Source organism: Streptosporangium sp. NPDC048047, from assembly GCF_040653115.1.
Lineage (GTDB): Bacteria > Actinomycetota > Actinomycetes > Streptosporangiales > Streptosporangiaceae > Streptosporangium.
Genome location: NZ_JBEZNH010000048.1, coordinates 1 through 21,339 on the forward strand (window position 1 = coordinate 1; position 21,339 = coordinate 21,339).

Here is a 21,339-nt window from a genome sequence, read left to right on the forward strand (position 1 = left end):
ACATCGGCAACAGGACCTTGCGGCTTGACATTCCACATCCAGGGATGTCTGACCCCCGGAAGACCTCCGGGGGTCAGCGAGCCACGGCCGGGCCCGCACCGCGGGCCCGGCGGGACGTCACGCCTCCGGCGCGTCGCGCCGCTCCCCGGGCACGACCGGCTCCCCGGACGTCCGCTCGGGCACGGCCCGCTCCTCCGCCGCCGGCCCCCCGGACACGGCCGGCTCCTCCGCCGCGTCGTGCCCCAGGCCGCCACCGAGGTAGGCGGCCTGCACCGCCGGGTCGTTCAGCAGATCGGCCGCGGGCGCGCTCTTGACCACCTTCCCGGTCTCCAGCACATACGCCCGGTGCGCCAGCTTCAGCGCCTGCTGGGCGTTCTGCTCCACCAGCAGCACCGTGGTGCCCCGGCGGTTGATCTCCTCGATGATGGAGAAGATCTGCTGGACCATCAGCGGCGCCAGGCCCATCGACGGCTCGTCCAGCAGCAGCACCTTCGGCTTGGCCATCAGCGCGCGGCCGATCGCGAGCATCTGCTGCTCACCGCCGGACATCGTGCCCGCCATCTGGTTGCGGCGCTCCGCCAACCGGGTGAACAGCTCGTAGACCTCCTTCAGGTCCGCGGAGAAGTCACCCGAGCGGGTGTAGGCGCCCATCAGCAGGTTGTCGTGCACCGTCATGCCGGGGAAGACGCCGCGGCCCTCGGGGGCCTGCCCCAGGCCCGCCGCGACCCGCTTGTGGCCCGGCATCCTGGAGATGTCCTTGCCGTCGAAGACGACGCTGCCCGACGTCAGGCCCCGCAGGCCCGAGATCGTCTTCAGGGTCGTGGTCTTGCCCGCCCCGTTCGCCCCGATGAGCGTGACGATCTCGCCCTCGTTCACCTCGACCGAGATGCCCTTGAGAGCCTCGATCTTGCCGTAGTGGACGTGGATGTCCTTGACCTCAAGAAGCATCTGCGGGAGCCCCCAAATACGCCTCGACGACCCGGGGGTCGTTCCGCACCTCATCCGGCAGCCCGTCGGCGATCTTCTGGCCGAAGTCCAGCACCGCGATGCGGTCGCTGATGCCCATGATGAGGCTCATGTCGTGCTCGATGATCAGAATCGTCCGGCCGGCGTCCCGGATGTCCCGGATCAGCTGCTGCAGCGCTATCTTCTCCGCCGGGTTCATGCCCGCGGCCGGCTCGTCCAGCAGCAGCAGCTTCGGGTCCGTCGCCAGCGCGCGGGCGATCTCCAGCCGCCGCTGGTCACCGTAGGGCAGGTTCTTGGCGTAGTCGTGCGCCCGATGGGAGACCCCGACGAAGTCGAGCAGCTCCATCGCCAGCGCCCGGCCCTCCCGCTCGGCCTGCCGGTGCCACGGCAGGCCCAGCGCCACACTGACCATGCCCGCGCGGTGGTGGACGTCGGAGCCCACCATCACGTTCTCCAGCGCCGTCATGTTGTGGAACAGGCGGATGTTCTGGAACGTCCGGGCGACCCCACGCTTCGTGATCTTGAAGCGCTTGAGGCCGCTGATCCTCTCACCCCCGAACAGCACCTGACCCTCCGTGGGCCGGTACACCCCGGTCACCACGTTGAAGACCGTCGTCTTGCCCGCGCCGTTCGGGCCGATCAGGGCGAAGATCTCCCCCTCACCGACCGTCAGGTTCACGTCCTTCAGCGCCGTGACGCCGCCGAACCGCATCGTCAGGCCCCGCAGCTCCAGCAGCGCGCGACGGCCCTCCCGGCCCGCCTCCGCGTTCGCCCCAGTGCTCACCTCGGTGCTCACCTGGAGGCCACCTCCTCACCATGCGACTCCGGCCCGGGCACCTCGGCGCCGAGCGTCCCCATCCCGCCGGAGCCCTCCTTCAGCTCCGCCTTACGCTGCCGAGACGGCAGCAGCCCCTCCGGACGGAAGATCATCAACGCCACGAGCACCGCACCGAAGATCAGCATGCGGTAGTCCTTCAGCTCCCGGAAACGCTCCGGCAGCCACGCCACCACGAACGCCCCCAGCATCACGCCCGGCAGGTTGCCCGCGCCGCCCATGACCACCGCCGCCAGAATCGTCGCCGACAGCAGGAACAGGAAGTCGTTCGGGTTCAGCGACACCGACTTCGCCGCCCACAGCACACCCATCGCACCGCCGATCGACGCGCCGATCGCGAACGCCAGCATCTTGAACCGGAACGTCGGCACGCCCATCACCTCGGCCGCGTCCTCGTCCTCACGGATCGCCGCCCACGCACGCCCGACCCGGCTCTTCTCCCACCGCTTCACCAGAATGATCACGACGACCGCCAGCGCCACCAGCAGGTAGTAGTACGGCCTCGGATCCAGCACGCCGTACTTGAAGACCTTGACGCCGAACAACTCGAAGGTGTCACTGAGGTTCGGCGGATGCGGGATGCCGCTGATGCCCGTCGGGCCACCGATCGAATCGGTGTTACGAGCCGTGATCCGGATGATCTCACCGAAGCCCAGCGTGACGATCGCCAGATAGTCACCGCGCAGCCGCAGCGTCGGAGCGCCCAGCGTGACGCCCGACAGGGCACAGATCCCGATGCCCACCACCAGGATCACCCAGAAGTCCCAGCCCATCCTGGTGCCCAGCAACGCCATCGCGTAGCCGCCCACCGCGTAGAACGCGACGAAGCCCAGGTCCAGCAGGCCCGCCTGGCCCACCACCACGTTCAGGCCGATCGCCAGCACCACGTACGTGCCGATCGGGAAGAACAGGATCGTCGCCCAGTCCGTGCCGGGCGACATGAACGCGCCGATGCTCTCCGACGGCAGCAACACCGCGGCGACGATCAGCAGCAGATACACGATCCACCGCTGCCAGCCCGGCGCCCGCAGCCAGCGGTCGTGCACGACGTCACCGAAGTGGCTCAACTGATGGCGGAAACCCGCCGAGGAAGTCTGCTTGTTCATGCGCGCGCCTGCTGGAGTGATTCACCGAGGATTCCGGTGGGACGGAACATCAGGACCAGGATCAGGATCGTGAAGGAGATCACGTGCTTCCAGTCGGAACCGACGAGGATCGCACCGTAGTTCTCCACCAGACCCAGCACGATCCCGCCGACCAGCGCACCACGCAGGTTGCCGATACCTCCCAGCACCGCCGCGGTGAACGCCTTGATACCGAAAAGGAACCCGATGTAGTAATTCGTGTTCTCATACGAGATCAAATAAAGCGCGCCGGCCACACCCGCCATCGCGCCGCCGATCAGGAACGTCATCCGGACGACGTTGTTGATGTCCACCCCCATCAGGGTGGCCGCCTCCGGATTCTGCGCGGTCGCACGGATACCACGGCCGATCTTCGTCCGGTTCACCAGCGAATCCAGCGCGACCATCATGGCGACCGCCGCGACGATCACCACCACCTGGTCCACCCGCACCGTGTGACCCGCGATCGAGAAAAGCTCCGACCGCTCCATCAACCGGGGCAGACCCATCTGGATACGGCCCCGCTCCGGACGGTTGAACACCCCCGGAATCACCACCAGGGCGAACAACTCCTGGAGAAAGATCGAAGCACCGATCGCCGAGATCAGCGCCGCCAGCCGCGACGCACCACGCTTACGCAGCGGCTTGTAGGCCACCTGCTCCAGCGCGATCGCCGTACCCGCCGACGCCAGCATGCCCGCCACGACCATCGCCAGGATCACACCCACCAGCGCGACGCCCGTGAGCGCCGAGTCGATGCCCAACGTGAACGGGACGAACATCGCGCCGAACGTACCGATCATGAACACTTCGGAGTGCGCGAAATTGATCAACCGCAGCACGCCGTACACCATCGTGTAGCCCAGCGCGATCAAAGCATAAATCGAACCGAAGGCCAGACCGTCGATCGACGCCGGCCAGAACTGATTGATGAAGTCACTGAACACTTGGGGGTTACCACTTCCAGCGGGGGTCGCCTGCACTGCCGGTAGCCCACGTCACCGGCCCGGGCCTCGTGAACCCGGCCGGACGCACAAGAGGAGCGGGACCGCACTTCGGCGCTCCCGCTCCCCGCACGTCGACTACCTACTCTTCTCGTCCGCCGGCGCTAGCCCAGCTTCGCCTCGGTCGCCTTGCCCAGCAGCGTGATCGCGCCGTCCTTCACCTGATACATGTAGATGTCCTTGGCCACGACCTCACCGTTGTCCCCGAACTTCACCTGCTTGGAGACACCCGCCAGATCAACGGTCTTGAGGAACTCGTTGATCTTGTCCGGGGTGGTGTTGCCCGCCTTCACCGCCTCCACGAAGACCGACGCCGCGTCGTAACCCTCCGCCGCGTAGATCGCCGGGTCAGCGCTGTAAGCCGCCTTGTAGGCGTCCGCGAACTTCTTCACCTTCTCGTCCGTCACATCCGCCGTGGCGATGTAGCACGGGCAGCCCACCAGCGCGCCCTCGGCGTTCGGCGCACCGGCGCCGTCGATCAGGCCCTTGTCCAGCGAACCGTCACCGGAGAAGAACTTCGCGTCCTTCACACCCTTGTCACGCAGCTGCTTCAGCAGGTTGCCGCCCGCCGCGTAGTAACCACCGAAGAAGATCGCATCCGGCTTGGTCGCCGCGACCTTGTTCACCACCGAGGAGAAGTCACTCTCCTGCGGGTCCAGCGAGTCGGTGGTGACCTTCACACCCTTGGTCTCCAGCTGCGCCTTCACCGCGTCGGCCAGCGGCTTGCCGTAGTCCGACTTGTCGTCGATCACGAACGCGTTCTTCGACGCCGCCGCACCAGCCATGAAGTCCGCGATACCCGGACCCTGAACGCTGTCGTTCGGAAGGATGCGGTGCCAGTACTTCCAGCCGTTCGCAGCCAGCTTCGTGTTCGTCGCCGACGCCGTGACGCTGGGCAGCTGCGCCTCCTCCAGCACCGGGCCCACCTGCGCCGACTCACCCGAGAAGGCCGGGCCGATCATGCCCACGACCTTGTCGTTCTTGATCGCCTGCTGAGCCAGACCGACGGCCTTGGAGCCGTCACCCTGGCTGTCGTACTCCACCAGCTCGATCTTCGTCGCCGGGTTCGTCTTGTTGTACTCATCGAACACGAGCTTCGCGCCGTTCTTCGGCGGAATGACGATGCCGGAGTTCGGTCCGGTCAGGTCGCCCATGAAACCGATCTTGACCGAGCCGGAGGCCGCGCCGGAGCCGCCCTCCGAAGGCTCCGCGCTCGAGCCACCGTCACCACAGGCAGCGAGACCGAGAGAGAGCGCCAGACCGGCAGCGAGCACTCCACCGAGGCGAGCAGTCCTAGGCCGCAAAGTTGCCTTCCTTTCGCCCGGACCCCCGTGTCGGGACCGGGTTCACAGATGCCCTCCCTGACGGAGTGGCCAGGGGGTTGTTGACGGTTAGTACAGCCAGCCCATGTCACGGGTCGATACAGGAAGCGCCTCCGTAACCGTTTCGTTATTACACCGATCCTTTACGGCTACCAGGCAAAAGCAAAGGTCACCCCGGCTCGCCACCCCACCAGAAGATCACCCCGAGCACGCGAAAGGCCCGCCCACCCCCCGAAACCGGAAGACACACAGGCCCCACGACCTACGAACACACCCCGAAACCGACACCTGGCGCCCGGACCCGACAGCAGAACACAGACCCGGCACCCGGACTCGGGCCTGGAGCCGGACCCGGACCCGGACCCGGACCCGGACCCGAGCTCAGACCCGGACCCGCATCCGGCACCCGCGACGACGACCACCCCACCCGCGAACCCACCACAGGCGGATCAACCCTCCGACGCCCCCGACTCCTCCCCCACCCCCTGAGACACACCATCGACCACGACCTGCGCCACCTGACGCATGCTCAACCGCCGATCCATCGACGCCTTCTGAATCCACCGGAACGCCTGCGGCTCGGACCAGCCATGCTGCGCCATCAGCAACCCCTTCGCCCGCTCCACCAACTTCCGCGTCTCCAGCCGATCCGACAGCGTCCCGACCTCACGCTCCAGCGCCGCGATCTCCTCATGCCGGCTCACCGCCATCTCGATCGCCGGCACCAGATCCGACTTCGTGAACGGCTTCACCAGATACGCCATCGCCCCCGCGTCCCGCGCACGCTCCACCAGATCCCGCTGCGAGAACGCCGTCAGAATCAAACACGGCGCGATCCGCCGCGCCACGATCTGCTCCGCCGCCGAGATACCGTCCAGCACCGGCATCTTCACATCCAAGATCACCAGATCCGGCCGATGCTCAGCCGCCAGCTGCACCGCGGCCTCACCGTCCGCCGCCTCGGCGACCACGGCGTAACCGTCCTCTTCCAGCATCTCCTTGAGATCGAGGCGGATCAGGGCCTCGTCTTCCGCGATCACCACTCGCCGCTGCGTACTCACGAGCAAGAGGGTACCGACGTCCGCTAGATTGGGACCACGCCGGTACTCACGGTTTGTTCGTTTCCGAGTAAGCTGACGAGCCGCACAAACAATCCGGACATAGCGGGACGCCCCGGTACTCCAACGGCAGAGAGAGCGCTCTCAAACAGCGTGTAGTGTGGGTTCGAATCCCACTCGGGGCACAGAAAACCCTCCGACTCAGGCAGTCGGAGGGTTTTGTCGTACCCAGATGGAACACTGTGGGTATGTACAGCATCACGGTACGTGAAAGAGTGCGCCAACTCCTGGAGACAGGAGAGACGATCAGCGCGATCAGTCGCCAGACCGGCATCTCACGTTCCACCGTCAAAGGCTGGCGAGACGATCCAGACCGCCCCACTATGAAAGTGGCCTCCTGCCCCCGATGCGAGGCGGTCCCTACGCTTCCTGAACCACGCGAAGCGTACGCCTATCTTCTGGGCCTTTACCTTGGGGACGGCTATATCAGCCCAATCGGCGATAAGACTAAAGGCGTCTGGTCGTTACGCATCATATGCGCAGATTCCTGGCCCGGGCTCCAAGAGGAATGCGCCGAGGCGCTTCTCGCCGTCAGGCCCGACAACAAGGTACGCAGGCTCTCCCGTCAGGGCTGCACGGAGATCAACTCTTTCTCCAAGCACTGGCCTCACCTCTTCCCACAGCATGGCCCGGGGAAGAAGCAGGATCGGCTGATCAAGCTGGAAGAGTGGCAGCAGCAGATCGTCGACGCGAATCCCGGCAGCCTCGTCCGGGGCCTCATGCATTCCGATGGCTGCCGTCTGGTCAACAGGGTGAAGGGGAAGTCTGGCAACGAGACGCGTTACTACGAATACCCCCGCTACCTCTTCGTCAACGAGTCGCGGGACATCCTCCGGCTGTGCGAGGAGGCGCTCGATCTCCTCGATGTGAAGTGGCGCTATTCGAAGCCAAACACCATCTCCGTCGCCAGGCGGGAGGCCGTCGCGCGACTGGACGAGTTCGTGGGGCCGAAGTACTGAGGCTGAAGCACTGAGGCGGTGTCCGGGCGGCCGGGATTCCGGTGGTTCGAGATGCCGGAGCCCCGAAGCCCTGGAAGACCGAAGCTCCGGAGCGCACGTGGCCGGTGCCGCGCGGCCGGCCCTCCGCCCCGGGAGCGGGCGGCCCACCCTTCGTGGTCGATGGCCGCGGAACGCGCGTCGAGGTGCGACCGCCCGCCTCTGCTCCCCTCTCCGCCCGCTTACCGACGCGACCCGGCGAGCGTCCTTCCGATGTCGGCTCCGGGCTCGCCGAGCCTCACGGCGGTCCCTGCCGTAGACCGTGCCGGAGACCGCCGTGGGGCGTGCCGAAGGCCCGCCGTGTGGCATGCCGAAGGCCCGCCGTGAGCCGTGCCAGAGATCTGCCAAGAAAGTGCGTCATGCTCCCCGCCGTACGCGAGCGGCTCACCCCGCTCCGGACCGAAGATCCGGCACCGGGGTTCCGGCATCAGGCCTCCGGCTTTCCCGTGCCGTCGAACACACCTATCGCAAACAGGGGGACATCTCACATGACCAGCACGAAATCCGGCCCTCGGGGCTCTCTTCGTTTTCGAGGGCTGTTCGCAGCGCTGGGGGTCGGCGCGCTCATCGCTTCTCCGCTCCCGCAGGCCGCCGCCGCGACCGCCGCACCGCCGGTGACGCCGGACTGTTCCTGGAAGCTCCGGGTGAGCGCGGACACCGTCAACGTCTTCTTTCCCGACACCGCGGCGTCGTACTGGGTCCTGCCGTTCACGGTTCAGGACCGCCTGCGGATCAGGCTCTCGGGTGAGTACGCGGACAGCCGGTACACCTCGTTCAACGTTTACAAGGACGGCGGAGGGTCGTTCACGTTCAACGGTGTCGGCTCGTCGCTGCCCGACCACCTCATCGACCCGGACCCCGGCAGTGTCAACCCGTGGCGGCAGCAGGCGGAGCCCGGCGGGCGTTACACGGTGACCGTGAGCTCCGACGCGGCTCCGGGTCAGGTCAACACGCTTCCCCTCGCTCCCGAGGGCACCGCGGAGGGCGCGGACGGCTACGTCCTCCTGAGGGCCTACCTGCCGGCTGACGGTGACTTCTCGCGGGTGCCGTTGCCTTCGGTCACCTTCGAGCGCGACGGTGTCTCCAAGCCGGTGCCCCGGTGTGAGAGCACCGACACCGCCACGCACGAGCAGACGGCGTTGCTCGAAGGGCTCCGCATGGATCCGCCGCTCACCGAGCCGGAGCCGATGAGGTTCGCTCGCGTGAAGCTCGACACGCGGCGCGTCGGCGGCTTCCCGAACGCGGACTCCGCCTACCTCAGCGCGACCGTCCCCCCGCCGGCCGACCGCGAGGTCGTCGTCGTCCGGGGCAGGGCGCCGCGTGCCTCCGCCGGTTCCCACCCCTCGCCGTGGCCGGGGACGGACAAGGACGTGCGCTACTGGTCCATGTGTACGAACCTGACCTTCCCGCTGCTCCCGGTGGTGGTGAACAAGCTGCCGAACGGGGCGGTCAGCTACGGGTGCCGCAGCGATGACGAGACCGTGCTGGACTCCAGCGGCCACTACACGTACGTGATCGGCAGGGAGTCGCAGCGCGCGGCGATCGAGAGGATTCCGGGGGTGACCTTCCTGCCGTTCTCCACGACGCAGCCGAGGGCCGCGCACACCGTCCTGCTCCGCAACATGGTGGTGGACGAGGACTTCGCCGAGGCCGTCCAGAACGTTCCCGAGGACGGTGACTCGGCCTCCGCCGCCGCCGTGATGGGCCCGTACCACCCGAAGGTCTCGGTCTGCTCGCTCGCCGACCTGGCCTCGGGTGGCCCGCAGAACTGCCCGCCGGTCTGAGCGTCCGCCGGACGCCGGTCCAGGCGTCCGCCGGGGCGAGTCCCGTCAGGGGGGCGGGGACTCGCCCCGGCGGGCGGTGTCATATGCGGCGAGCACGTGATGGGTCTTTCCCGCCTTCGCTCTGCCGGCCGGCGGTTCGGGGTTCGGCGAGGTCGGCGGGCCGGGAGGGACCTCAGGGGCATAAGACCGAAATATGGCGAAATATGGTTATGTCCGAAATATGGGTTTCGGTCACTTGCTCTTCGTAGCCCACTACTGCGCTCGGTGTCCGACAGGTGAGACGTGGGGCGGTGTCACGGGGCCGACCGGCCCGACTCTCCGCGTTACTCCGCTGTGACCTGCGATTATGTCAAGCCGTTCGCGAGCGCCGGAGTCTTCGCACGGGGCCGAAACCGGCATTCGAGCGTGCTTGAAGATTCATCTCTTGACGCGGATTACCCCGGAAACATAGGAATAACGTGCCTTACCGCTGCTAATACTTTACGGGGCAAAACCCCTGTTTAGGACTATGGGGGGTGGATGCTCGAAGCGATGCGGGAGGACCCCTCGTCCGCCTCGTTGCCAGGTACGCGACACGTCTCGTCTCCGGCGGAGACGCCCGCGGGAACGTCCGCGGGGGCACCGCCGGCGACCCCGGTTCCGGTCGAGTGGACGTCGGGACCACCCCATGTCTCCCCTCGGACCACCCTGTGCGATCTCGTCGCCGCGCAGGCCGCCCGCTCCCCCGGCGCCCCGGCCGTCCGCCAGTGGGACGCCCTTCTCACCTACCGTGATCTGCTTTCCTCGGCCGCCGCGCTGGCGGCCCGGCTGCGGACCCTCGGGGTCGGCCCTGAGGTCCGGGTGGGGTTGTGCCTGCGGCGCACCCCGCTCATGCCGGTGGCTGCGCTCGGCGTGATGCTGGCGGGCGGCGCCTATGTCCCGCTGGATCCGGGGCATCCGCGTCGCAGGCTCCAGGAGGTGATCGAGGACGCGGCGATCGGCGTGGTCGTGGCCGATGACGACGGCCGTGCCCTGTTGCGGGGGTGCGGGCGGACGCTGGTCGCTCCCGACATCGTGGCCTCCCCCGCCGAGCCGTCCCCCGCCGGGCTTCCGGTCGTCGATCGGGATCCGGTCTCCGGGGACGCCCGGCCCGGCGACGCGGCGTACGTGCTGTACACCTCGGGTTCGACGGGCCGTCCCAAGGGCGTGGTGGTGGACCATGCCTCGGCGGTGGCGTTCGTGACGGCGGCGGTGGCGCGTTTCGGGCTGGACGCCTCGTGCCGGTCGATCGCGTTCTCGGCGCTGGGGTTCGACGTGTCGGTGCTCGACATGTTCGCGCCGCTGACGGCGGGCGGGTGCGTGCAGCTCGTGCCGGACGAGGACAGGGTGGATCCGGGCCGGTTGCAGCGGTTCCTGGAGGAGCACGAGGTCACGTGGGGGTTCGTGCCGCCCGCTCTGCTTCCGCTGGTGGATCCGGCGCGGCTGCCGTGTCTCCGGGATCTGGTGACGGCCGGGGAGCCTCCGGGGCCGGAGCAGGTGGCGCGGTGGTCGGCGTACGCGCGGTTCCACAACTGGTACGGGCCGACGGAGACGACGGTGTGCGTGGTGGGGGCGGAGCTGTCGGGGGTGTGGGACAGGCCGCTGCCGATCGGCCGTCCGCTGGCCGGTTGCCGGGCGCACGTGCTGGACGAGGAGATGCGGGAGTGCCCGGTGGGGGTGCCGGGTGAGCTGCACATCGGCGGCCCGCAGGTGAGCCGGGGGTACCTCGGCCGGCCGGGGCTGACGGCCGAGCGGTTCGTACCGGATCCGTTCTCGGCGGAGCCGGGGGCGCGGCTGTACCGGACGGGTGACCGGGTGGCCTGGCAGGAGGACGGCCGGATCGCGTTCATGGGGCGGCTGGACCGGCAGGTGAAGGTCCAGGGGCAGCGGGTGGAGATCGGCGAGGTCGAGTCGGTGGTGCGGGCTCACCCGGGGGTGCTTCAGGCGGTGGTGGACGCGCCCGGGGAGCTGGTGGCGTACGTGGCGCCGCTGGACGCGCCGGATCTGGTGGCGTTGCGGGAGCATTGCGCGTTGCGGCTGCCGCCGTACATGGTGCCGACGAGGGTGGTGCGGGTGGCGGCGTTGCCGCTGAACGCGTCGGGGAAGGTGGATCTGGGGGCGCTGCGGGCCGCGCACGGCCCGGTGTCCGCCGGGTCCGGGAGGGACGGCGGGCTGGCGGCGATCTGGTCGCGGGTGCTGCAGGCTCCGCCGCCGGAGGCCGACGACGACTTCCTCGCCGCCGGCGGGCATTCGCTGCGTGCGATGCGGCTGGTGGCGGCGGTCAGGGCGGAGCTGGGACGGGAGATCTCGGTCGAGGACGTCCATTCGGCCCGGGTGTACGGCGCGCTGGCGGCGAGGGTGGCGGGTGCGCCGCGCGTGCCGGCCGCCGGTGCGGCCGTGGGGCCGATGCTGTCGGCGGCGCAGCGGCGCATGTGGTTCGTGGAGCGGCTGGCGCCGGACACTCCCGCGCACAACATCGCGATGGCGGAGCGGGTGCGGGGGCCGCTGGACGCGGGTGCCCTGGAGCGGGCGCTGGGCGCGGTGACGGCCCGGCACGAGGCGTTGCGGTGGCGGGTCCCGGCGGAGGACGGTGTGCCGCGGGTGTCGGTGGCTCCGGCGGGGCCGGTGCCGCTGCCCGTGGAGGATCTGTCCGGTCTCGCGGCGGACGCGCGGGAGGCGGCGCTGGCGCGGGTGCTGGACCGTGAGGCGCGGGAGCGGTTCGACCTGGCGGCGGGGCCGCTGTTGCGGGCCAGGCTGGTGCGGCTGGCGGCGGACGAGCACGTGGTGGCGGTGACGGTGCATCACATCGTGTTCGACGGCTGGTCGCAGGATGTGTTCTTCCGGGATCTGGGTGTGGCCTACCGGGGCGGGGCGCTGGAGCCGGTGGGGGTCTCGTTCGGCGACTACGTGCGGTGGGCGCGGGCGCGGGACGGCGGAGCCTCCGGCGCCGGGCTCCTCGCGGGTGGCGCTTCCGGGAGCGGCGACTCCGAGCGCGACGCCTCCGGGAGTGGGGCTTCCGGGAGCGACGCCTCCGGGAGCGGGGCTTCCGCGGGTGGAGCCGCCGGGGGCGGGCTGGAGTGGTGGCGTGCCCACCTGGAGGGCGCGCCGACGGTGCTGGATCTGCCGAGGGACGCGCCGCGTCCGCCGGTGCAGACGTTCCGCGGCGCCGTACGGCGGGCGGGGCTGGACGGCGGGCTGGGCGGGCGGGTCAGGCGGCTGGCGGCGGAGCTGGGGGTGACGCCGTACCCGGTGCTGCTGGCGGCGTTCGGTGAGCTGGTGGCCCGGTTGACCGGTGAGCGGGATCTGCTGGTCGGTACGCCGTACGCCGATCGGGGGCACGCGGCGTTCGCGGAGCTGGTGGGGATGTGCGTGCGGATGCTGCCGCTGCGGCTGCGTCAGGACGGCGACGCCTCCTTCGCCGAGTCCGTGCTGCGGTGCCGGGACGAGCTGGCGGAGGTGGTGGCGCGGGGGGACGTGCCGCTGGAGCGCGTGGTGGAGGCGTTGCGGGTGCCCCGGGATCTGGGGCGGAACCCGGTGACGCAGGTGTTGTTCAACATGTACGACTTCGCGGAGGCGAAGCTGGACCTGCCGGGATGTACGGCGGAGCCGCTGGCGGCGGGCCTGCCGGGTTCGCTGTTCGACCTGACGTTGTACGTCGCGGAGGAGCCGGGGCCGGGGTCTGAAGCGGGGCCGGGGCCGAAGTCCGCCGGGGGTTACGCCCTGCAGTTGGTCTACAACCCGGATCTGTTCTCGGCGGCGCGGATGGAGGCCCTTCTGGAGGGTTACGCCTTCCTGCTGAGGGACCTGCTGGCGCGTCCGGATCGGCCGGTGCGGATGGCGCGGACGACGGAGGACTCGGCGGACCCGGCGGACGGAGAGCCGGTGGGGTCCGGGTCGCCGCCTGTGTGGGACGGGCCCGGTCTGCCGGAGTCGTTGCGCGCGGACGCGGTGGTGGAGGGTTCGGGGCGGGTGCTGGACGGCGCGGCGCTGGTGTCGTTGCGGGACCGGGTGGCCGGGGCGGTGCGCGAGGCGGGTGTGAAGCCGAGGCGGGCGGTGGCGGTGCTGGCGTCGCGGGTTCCGGAGTTGCCGGGTGTGCTGCTGGGCGTGCTGGTGAGCGGGGCGAGGTGGGTCGTCCTCGATCCGGCGTATCCGGTGGCGGTGCTGGCGCGTCAGGTGGAGGCCGCGGGTGCGGTGGCGGTGCTGCGCTGCCCGGGGGTGCCGGACGACGCGGATCTGCCGATGCCCGCGGGTCTGCGGGAGATCGTGCCGCCTGCCGGGTGGGCGGCGGTGTCGCCTGAGGGGGACGTACCGGAGACGGACGTGCCGGAGGCGGAGCCGGGTCCGGTGCGGGGGTATCTGTCGTTGACGTCGGGCACGACGGGTGAGCCCAAGCCGGTGGTGACGGGTGAGCGGCCGCTGGCGCACTTCGCGCACTGGTACGTGGGGACGTTCGCGGTGTCGCCGGCCGACCGTTTCGCGTTGCTGTCGGGGCTCGCGCACGATCCGGCGTTGCGGGACCTGTTCGTGCCGCTGGTGGCGGGTGCGCGGTTGTGCGTTCCCGAGGCGGCGACGGTGCGTGATCCGTTGCGGCTGGCGGGGTGGCTGCGTGAGCGCCGGGTGACCGTGCTGCATCTGACGCCGCAGCTGGCGCGGATGCTGTGCGGGACGGGCGCGGTGCTGCCGGACGTGCGGCTGGTCGCGACGGGAGGTGATCGTCTCACCTTCGCCGACGCGGTGCGGTTGCGCCGTCTGGCGCCCTCCGCGCGGGTGGTGGCGTTCTACGGCACGACGGAGACGCCGCAGGCGCACGCGTGGTACGAGGTTCCGCCCGGTGCGGTGGAGAGCGCGGAGCCGGTGCCGGCCGGGCGGGGGGTCGAGGGCAGCGAGCTGCTGGTGCTGGCCGGGCACGGTGGCCGGGCGGGGGTGGGTGAGCTGGGCGAGGTGGTGGTGCGCAGTGCCAACCTCGCGGACGGTTACCTCGATCCCGAGCTGACCCGGGCGCGGTTCACGGCGGAGGGTTTCCGGACCGGTGACCTGGGGCGGTTGAACCCGGACGGGACGGTGACGCTCGCGGGGCGGCGGGACGACCAGGTGAAGGTGCGTGGTTTCCGGGTGGAACCGGGCGAGGTGGAGGCGGCTCTGGCGGCTCATCCGGCGGTGCGGTCGGCGGCGGTCGTGGCGGTGGGCGGCGGCGGTGGCGGCTCCGGTTCCGGTGGCGGGCGGGAGGCGGTGCTGTACGGCTACGCCGTTCCGGTCAGGCCGGGGGTGTCGTCCGCCCGGCTGCTGGAGCATCTGTGGGGAGTGCTGCCGGAGCACGCGGTGCCGGCCGGGGTGGAGGTGCTGGCGGCGTTGCCGTTGACGCCGAACGGCAAGGTGGACCGTGCCGCGTTGCGGCTGCGGGTTCCCGGTCCGGCGGCGGTGTCCGCGGGGCGGGGCCACCAGCGGGGTCACGGCGCGGCAGGCGGGCCCGGCGGTCCTGCCGGTGGTCCCGGTGGCGGCCCGGCCGCTGGTGCCGGTGGTCTCGGCGGCCCCGGCGGCTCCGGTGGCTCCCAGGGGCCCGTCGGTGGCTCCGGCGGTGGTCCGGCCGGTGTCGTGGGGCGCGGTGCGGCCGGTGGGCCGGGGCGCGGTGCGGGTGGCGGTCCGGGCGCCGAGCCTTCGGGTCCGACGGAGCGGGCGGTGGCCGAGGTGTGGCGGGCCGTGCTCGGTGTCCCCCGGGTGCGGGCGACGGACAACTTCTTCGAGATCGGCGGCCATTCGCTGGCGATCGCGGCGGTGCAGGTGCGGCTGGCGGGGGTGCTCGGCCGGGAGGTTCCGGTGGTGGACCTGTTCCGTCATCCGACCGTGCGGGCGCTGGCGGCGCATCTGGACGGCGGGGGCGACAGTCCGGGCCTGGACCGGGCCGCGCGGCGGCTGGCCGTACGGCGGGACCGGATGAGGGGGCGGGCCCGCAGACCTGACTGAGGCGGGCGGCCCCGCCGTACGCCGATGCCGTACGGCGGGGCCGCCCGCCTCCGGCTCCCCGTGTCCGGCCGCGGGGGCGGGAGAGGAAAGCCGCAGCAGCAGGCCGGAGTAGAGACCGCATCCCCGAACAGGGCCCCGGAAGAGATCCCGAAGGGGCCCCGAGAGGACCGCCGGGCCGGCGGGCCACGGAGAACGTGAGGCCCGCCGGGCCGCAGGAGAGCTCGTGAGTGAGATGGAAGGGACCCAACGCATGGCCGAGGAACCCACGGTGGAGCCGATCGCGATCATCGGTCTTTCGTGCCGGGTGCCGGGAGCAGGGGACGCCGGGCAGTTCTGGCGCAACCTCTCGGACGGGGTGGAGTCGCTGACGCGGTTCACCCTGGAGGAGCAGCGGGCGCTGGGCGTGTCGGAGCGGGTGCTGGAGGATCCGAACTTCGTTCCGGCCGCGATGATGCTGGACGACCACCAGGATTTCGACGCGGCGTTCTTCGGCATGTCGATCCGGGAGGCGGAGATCCGGGATCCGCAGCATCGGCTGTTCCTGGAGCTGGCGCACACGGCGCTGGAGGACGCGGGTTACGACCCGTTCCGGTATCCGGGTGAGATCGGTGTCTACGCGGGGTCGGGTTCGGACTTCTACCAGTGGATCAACATCCGCAGCAACGCCCAGGCGCACGCGAACGCGGGCTGGCTGGCGGTGATGGTGGGCAACCACGTGGACTACTGCGCGACGCTGGCGTCGTACAAGCTGGACCTGCGGGGGCCGAGTTACACGTTGCACACGGCGTGTTCGACGTCGCTGGTGGCGGTGCACGTCGCGGCGGAGGCGCTGCGCAACGGCGAGTGCGACATGGCGCTGGCGGGCAGCGCGATGCTGGATCTGCCGCAGGGGCAGGGGTACGTCTACGACGAGGACGGCATCGTCTCCCCCGACGGTCACTGCCGGGCGTTCGACGCGAAGGCGGCGGGCACGATCTGGGGCAGCGGCGGCGGGGTGGTGGTGCTGAAGCGGCTGTCGGAGGCGCTGGCCGACGGTGACAACGTCCGGGCCGTGGTGCTGGGCAACGCGATCAACAACGACGGAGCGGGCAAGGTCGGGTTCTCGGCGCCCAGCATGGACGGTCAGGCGGCCGTGGTCGCGCAGGCGCTGGGGGTGGGCGGGGTGGACCCGCGCACGGTGACGTACGTGGAGGCGCACGGCACGGGTACGGCGCTGGGCGACCCGATCGAGGTGGCGGCGCTGAGCAGCGTGTTCCAGCAGGACACGGCCGACCGGCAGTGGTGCGGCATCGGCTCGGTGAAGAGCAACATCGGGCATCTGGGGCAGTCGGCGGGCATCGCGAGCCTGATCAAGGCGGTGCTGGCGCTGGAGAACGGGTTGATCCCGCCGACGTTGCACTACGAGAGCCCGAACCCGAAGATCGATTTCGCGGCGAGCCCGTTCTACGTGGCGGCGGCGCCGACGAAGTGGGAGCGCAACGGTTTCCCGCGGCGGGCGGGGGTGAGCTCGTTCGGGATCGGCGGCACGAATGCGCACATCGTGCTGGAGGAGGCCCCGGTCGTCGCCGGGCGTGAGGACTCCGGCGGGCCGGAGGGGGCGCGGGCGGCGCATCTGCTGCGTCTGTCGGCGCGGACCGACACGGCGCTGGCGGCGGCGGCCGAGCGGCTGGCCGGGCATCTGGCGGAGCATCCGGACCTGCGGATGGGCGATGTGGCGCACACGTTGCGGGTGGGGCGCAGGGAGCTGCCGCGCAGGCTGGCGGTGGTGGCGTCCGACGTGGCGGACGCGGTGGCGGCGCTGGCCGATCCGCGGCGGGTGATCTCCGGTACGGCGTCGCGGCGCACCCCGGGGGTCGCGTTCCTGTTCTCCGGGCAGGGCTCGCAGTACGCGGGGATGGGCGCGGAGCTGTACCGCACGGAGCGGGTGTTCGCCGAGGCGGTGGACGAGTGCGCGGAGATCCTGCTGCCGGTGCTGGGCGAGGATCTGCGGGATCTGGTCTTCGACGGGAGTGAGGAGGCCGGGGAGCGGCTGCGGCGGACCGAGCTGACCCAGCCCGCGTTGTTCACGGTGGAGTACGCGCTGGCGGTGCTGTGGCGGTCGCTGGGCGTGGAGCCGGCGGCGATGATCGGCCACAGCGTCGGGGAGTACGTCGCGGCGACGCTGGCGGGGGTGTTCAGCCTGCCGGACGCGTTGCGGCTGGTGGCGGCCAGGGGGCGTCTGGTGCAGGGGCTGCCGGGCGGGTCGATGCTGGCGGTCCGGCTGATGCCGGAGGAGATCGGTCCGCTGCTGCCGGACGACGTGTCGGTCGCGGGGGTCAACGGGCCGGGGACGTGCGTGGTGGCGGGGCCGTCGGCGTCGATCGAGGAGCTGGCGGCCGAGCTGAAGGAAGAGGGGGTGGGCGGGGTGGTGCTGCGCACCTCCCACGCCTTCCACTCGGCGATGATGGAGCCGGTTCTGGGGGAGTTCCGTGAGCTGGTGGCCTCGGTGGAGCGGTCGGCGCCTGGCCTGCCGTTCCTGTCGAACGTGACCGGCACGTGGATCACGGCGGAGGAGGCGACCGACCCGTCGTACTGGGCGCGGCACCTGCGGGAGCCGGTGCGGTTCGGCGACTGTGTGGCGAACCTGCTCGCCGACGGCGAGTGGATCATGATCGAGTGCGGTCCCGGCGGGCAGCTCGCCGGGCTGGCGGAGGCGCAGGTCCCGGAGGGCGGGGTGGCGCCGCTGGCGTCGCTGCCGGGTCCGAAGGACGTGGGCGACGACGTGCGGGTGCTGTCGGCCGCCGTCGGGGCGCTGTGGGTGAACGGCGTGGATACGGGCGAGTTCGGCGATCCGGGCCGGCGGGTGTCGCTGCCGGGTTATCCGTGGGAGCGGCGCAGGGCGTGGATCGACCCGGATCCGCAGGGGGCGTTCGTCGGCGGGGTGGCCAACCACGCGGCGCCGGCCGGTGGGGAGCTGCCGCTGCCGGAGTGGTTCAGCGTGCCGGTGTGGCGGCAGGCGGCGCCGGTGCCGGTGCCGTCCGCGCCGGTGGGCCGGGCGCTGGTGTTCGCCGACGAGGGTTCGGCGGCGCTGGTTACGGCGCTGCGCGCGGCGGGGGCCGAGGTGACCGAGGTGCGGCCGGGTGCGGCGTTCTCGGCGTCGGAGGCGGGTTTCACCGTACGGCCGGCGGAGCGGGCCGACTACGACGCGTTGCTGGCGGAGCTGGGCGCGGTGCCGGGCAGGGTGGTGCACGCCTGGGCGGCCGGCGGCGGCCCGGCGGACGGCGCGGGCGAGGTGTGGCGGGCGCAGGACCGGGGTTTCTTCAGCGTGCTGGCGCTGGTGCAGGCGCTGACGGCGGCGCAGCCCGCCGGTGAGGTGGAGCTGGATCTGGTGACCTCGGGGACCGAGGACGTCGTCGGCGGTGACCTGCTGCGGCCGGAGCACGCGACGCTGGCCGGTTTCCCCCGGGTGGTGCCGCTGGAGACGCCGTGGCTGCGGGTGCGGCACGTCGACGTGGACGCCGGCGGGCGGGGCGACTGGGCGCGGCACGCCGCGGCGGAGCTGGGCAGGCGGCCGGAGACGGACGAGGCGGGGTTGCTGCCGTCGGTGGCGCTGCGGGGCGGGCGGCGCTGGCTGCGGCACTACGAGCAGGTCGAGGTGCCCGCCGTGCCGGACGCGTCCGGGACCGCGGGCTCCGGAGCCGGATCGGCGGGCGCTGTGGCCGCGGACGCCCCGAGTGCGGCGGAGGTCGTGGCCGGGGCGGCGGGCGCCGGGGCGGGGCCGCGGGACGGGCAGGTCTACGTGATCACCGGCGGTCTGGGCGGTATCGGGATCTCGCTGGCCGCCGACCTGGCGTCCCGGGCGCGGGTGCGGCTGGCGCTGCTGTCGCGGTCCGGGCTGCCGGACCGGTCGGAGTGGGACGCGCACCCGGCGGGCCGGGAGGGCCGGGCGATCGCGGCGATCCGCCGGATGGAGGCCGCCGGGGCGGAGGTGACGGTGCTCGCGGCCGACGTGACCCGCGCGGACGACATGCGGCGCGTCAGGGACGAGGTGCTGGCCCGGTTCGGCCGGGTGGACGTGGTCGTGCACGCGGCGGGACTGCCCGGCGGCGGCATGGCCGAGGTCAAGGAGCGGGCGGCGGCCGAGGAGGTGCTGGCGCCCAAGGTGGCGGGGACGCTCGCGCTGCGCGACGCGTTCGGCGACCTCGATCTGGAGGCCGTCGTGCTGTGCTCGTCGATCACCGCGGTGGCGGGCGGGTTCGGGCAGGTCGACTACTGCGCGGCCAACAACTTCCTGGACGCGCACGCCAGGGGTGAGCACGGCTGGCGCGCGGCGTCGGTCGTGTCGGTCAACTGGGGCAGGTGGCTGGAGGTCGGCATGGCGGCCGAGGTCGCCGCTCCGGCCGGGTTCGTGGCGTTGCAGCGCGGTGACCGGATCAGAGCGGTCGACCATCCGATCCTGACGGCGCGCCACGAGCCGGACGGTGACGGTCTGGGCTGGGTCGGCGGGCACCTCGCCCCCGAGACGCACTGGGTGCTGGAGGAGCACCGCATCTCCGGTGTGCCGGTGCTGCCGGGCACGGGGCACGTGGAGATGGCCCGGTGCGCGAGCGACGCGGTGCTGCCGCCGTCCGACGGCGTGGTGGAGCTGCGTGACGTGGTGTTCGTCGAGCCGCTGTCGGTGGCCGACGGCGCGTCGGCGGAGATCCGGGTGGTGTTCGCCCCGGAGGCGGAGGGCGCGGAGTTCCAGGTGCGCAGCGTCATCGGCGGCCGGGAGCGGGTCCACGCGCGGGGCACGGCGGCCCGGGTCGATCCGGGGCCGGCGCCGTACGTGGACGTGGCGGCGATCTCCGCGCGGTGCGCTCCGGCGGGGGCGGACCAGGGCGGGGTGCCGCTGTCGGGGCTGCTGGACCTCGGCCCGCACTGGGGGCGCAACATGCGGGAGTGCCGCGTCGGGCGGAACGAGGCGCTGGGGTTGTTCGAGGCCGACGACCTGGTGGCGCTGGATCTGGACCGGTGGGGGCTGCACCCGGCGATGATGGACAGCGCGACGTCCTTCACCTGGGTGGACATCCAGGGGCACTACCTGCCGCTCGGGTACGGGCGGATCACCGTCCGGGACCGGCTGCCGAGGTCGTTCTGGAGCCACATGCGGTTCCGGGACAGCGACACCGACGAGGTGCTCGCGGTGGACGTGACGTTCATCGGGATGGACGGCACGGTCCTGGCGGAGATGTCCGACTACGTGCTGCGGCGGATCGACACCGACGCCGTGGTGGCCGGGGTGACCGCCCACGCGGGCGCGCAGCGCGCGGCGGCCGGTGAGGGCGTCCCGGACGGGCCGCCGACGCCGGAAGCGCCGGTCGGGCGGGGCGGGCAGGACGCGGCGGCCGAGGCGGACGCGGCGGGCGGGATGGGCATCCGTCCCGCGGACGGCGCCGAGGCGTTCCGCCGCCTGCTGGCCGTACCGCTGGGGCCGCAGGTGGTGGTCGCGGCGACGCCGCTGGCCGGTTATCTGGCGAACGTCGGCTCGGTCACGCAGGAGACGGTCGAGACGGAGCTGGACCCGGCGGCGGTGGCGGAGCGGCCCGCGCGGGCGGCGGACGAGGACTACGTCGCGCCGCGCGGTGAGGTCGAGTCCGCCGTCGCCAGGCTGTGGGGCGAGGTGCTCGGCGGTGAACGCATCGGCGTCGACGACGACTTCTTCGAACTCGGCGGCAACTCGCTGATCGCGGTGCAGCTCATCGCGTTGATCCGCAAGGAGCTCGGCGTGCGGCTGCCGATGCGCAGCCTGTTCGAGGAGCCCACGGTCGCGGGGGTCACCGCGCTGATCGAGCAGACCCGCGCCGCCACGGCGGCGGACGCCCCGTCCGCGCCCGCCGGCCAGACCGTCATCCCCCGGCTTCCCCGCAGGAGCGAGCAGCAGTGAGCGAGTCAGTCATGGACACGAACGCCGCCGGCGCCGAGACCGCCGACACGAAGGTCGTCGTCAACGACGAGGAGCAGTACTCCGTCTGGCCGGCCGGCCGGGGCAACCCCGACGGCTGGCACGACGAGGGTTTCACCGGGTCGAGGGAGGAGTGCCTGGCCCACATCGAGCGGGTGTGGACCGACATGCGGCCGCGGAGCCTGCGCGAGGCCATGGCCGCCCGCGCGGACGCGGACGCGGGAACAGGTGCGGACGCGGGCGCGGACGCGAGAACAGGTGCGGGCACGGGTACCGGCGCGGACGCGAG

Annotated in this window: 10 protein-coding genes, 1 tRNA gene and 1 pseudogene; 6 read left to right on the plus strand and 6 right to left on the minus strand. The window is 71.4% G+C overall.

What is annotated here, in order from left to right; genetic code table 11:
* Positions 1 to 117: 117 nt before the first annotated feature.
* The 6 genes from AB0D67_RS30125 to AB0D67_RS30150 form a co-directional block, all read right to left on the minus strand.
* Positions 118 to 948, minus strand: coding sequence for an ABC transporter ATP-binding protein (locus tag AB0D67_RS30125; RefSeq protein ID WP_362943439.1), 831 nt, complete (start codon positions 946 to 948; stop codon positions 118 to 120).
* Positions 938 to 1,678: an ABC transporter ATP-binding protein gene (locus AB0D67_RS30130; protein ID WP_362943538.1), complete on the minus strand. Its 741-nt coding sequence runs from the start codon at positions 1,676 to 1,678 to the stop codon at positions 938 to 940. Before AB0D67_RS30130 ends, AB0D67_RS30125 begins: the two co-directional genes overlap by 11 nt.
* A gap of 80 nt (positions 1,679 to 1,758) precedes the next feature.
* Positions 1,759 to 2,907 carry a branched-chain amino acid ABC transporter permease gene (locus AB0D67_RS30135; RefSeq protein ID WP_362943442.1) on the minus strand — a complete coding sequence of 383 codons (1,149 nt, stop codon included), beginning with the start codon at positions 2,905 to 2,907 and terminating at the stop codon, positions 1,759 to 1,761.
* Positions 2,904 to 3,872 carry a branched-chain amino acid ABC transporter permease gene (locus tag AB0D67_RS30140; RefSeq protein WP_362943445.1) on the minus strand — a complete coding sequence of 323 codons (969 nt, stop codon included), beginning with the start codon at positions 3,870 to 3,872 and terminating at the stop codon, positions 2,904 to 2,906. Before AB0D67_RS30140 ends, AB0D67_RS30135 begins: the two co-directional genes overlap by 4 nt.
* A 161-nt stretch (positions 3,873 to 4,033) precedes the next feature.
* On the minus strand, positions 4,034 to 5,203 hold the full coding sequence (locus AB0D67_RS30145) for a branched-chain amino acid ABC transporter substrate-binding protein (protein WP_362943448.1): 1,170 nt from the start codon (positions 5,201 to 5,203) through the stop codon (positions 4,034 to 4,036).
* A gap of 497 nt (positions 5,204 to 5,700) precedes the next feature.
* Entirely contained in the window at positions 5,701 to 6,294 is a 594-nt protein-coding gene (locus tag AB0D67_RS30150) for a response regulator (RefSeq protein WP_362943541.1), read from the minus strand.
* A 127-nt stretch (positions 6,295 to 6,421) separates the two neighbouring features.
* On the opposite strand from AB0D67_RS30150, the gene AB0D67_RS30155 reads away from it, so the two are divergent.
* From AB0D67_RS30155 to AB0D67_RS30180, 6 genes and pseudogenes are all read left to right on the plus strand, one after another.
* A tRNA-Leu gene (locus tag AB0D67_RS30155) sits at positions 6,422 to 6,494 on the plus strand.
* Between the two features lie 63 nt (positions 6,495 to 6,557).
* Positions 6,558 to 7,328 (plus strand): helix-turn-helix domain-containing protein, encoded by a 771-nt coding sequence (locus AB0D67_RS30160; RefSeq protein WP_362943451.1) that lies wholly within the window; start codon positions 6,558 to 6,560, stop codon positions 7,326 to 7,328.
* 680 nt (positions 7,329 to 8,008) lie between these two features.
* Positions 8,009 to 9,148, plus strand: a complete 1,140-nt coding sequence (locus tag AB0D67_RS30165) for a hypothetical protein (RefSeq protein ID WP_362943454.1) — start codon at positions 8,009 to 8,011, stop codon at positions 9,146 to 9,148.
* A 519-nt stretch (positions 9,149 to 9,667) separates the two neighbouring features.
* Positions 9,668 to 15,127 (plus strand): amino acid adenylation domain-containing protein, encoded by a 5,460-nt coding sequence (locus tag AB0D67_RS30170; protein ID WP_362943457.1) that lies wholly within the window; start codon positions 9,668 to 9,670, stop codon positions 15,125 to 15,127.
* 232 nt (positions 15,128 to 15,359) lie between these two features.
* Positions 15,360 to 21,032 carry an SDR family NAD(P)-dependent oxidoreductase gene (locus tag AB0D67_RS30175; protein WP_362943544.1) on the plus strand — a complete coding sequence of 1,891 codons (5,673 nt, stop codon included), beginning with the start codon at positions 15,360 to 15,362 and terminating at the stop codon, positions 21,030 to 21,032.
* Positions 21,033 to 21,043: 11 nt separating this feature from the next.
* Positions 21,044 to 21,241, plus strand: a pseudogene (locus AB0D67_RS30180) (MbtH family NRPS accessory protein); the annotation flags it as partial.
* Positions 21,242 to 21,339 lie beyond the last annotated feature (98 nt).

Bases quoted from the DNA above. Each gene is read 5' to 3' on its own strand.
- AB0D67_RS30125 (WP_362943439.1), bottom strand. From the start codon at position 948: ATGCTTCTTGAGGTCAAGGACATCCACGTCCACTACGGCAAGATCGAG.
- AB0D67_RS30170 (WP_362943457.1), top strand. From the start codon at position 9,668: ATGCTCGAAGCGATGCGGGAGGACCCCTCGTCCGCCTCGTTGCCAGGT.
- AB0D67_RS30175 (WP_362943544.1), top strand. From the start codon at position 15,360: ATGGAAGGGACCCAACGCATGGCCGAGGAACCCACGGTGGAGCCGATC.
- AB0D67_RS30160 (WP_362943451.1), top strand. From the start codon at position 6,558: ATGTACAGCATCACGGTACGTGAAAGAGTGCGCCAACTCCTGGAGACA.
- AB0D67_RS30135 (WP_362943442.1), bottom strand. From the start codon at position 2,907: ATGAACAAGCAGACTTCCTCGGCGGGTTTCCGCCATCAGTTGAGCCAC.
- AB0D67_RS30130 (WP_362943538.1), bottom strand. From the start codon at position 1,678: ATGCGGTTCGGCGGCGTCACGGCGCTGAAGGACGTGAACCTGACGGTC.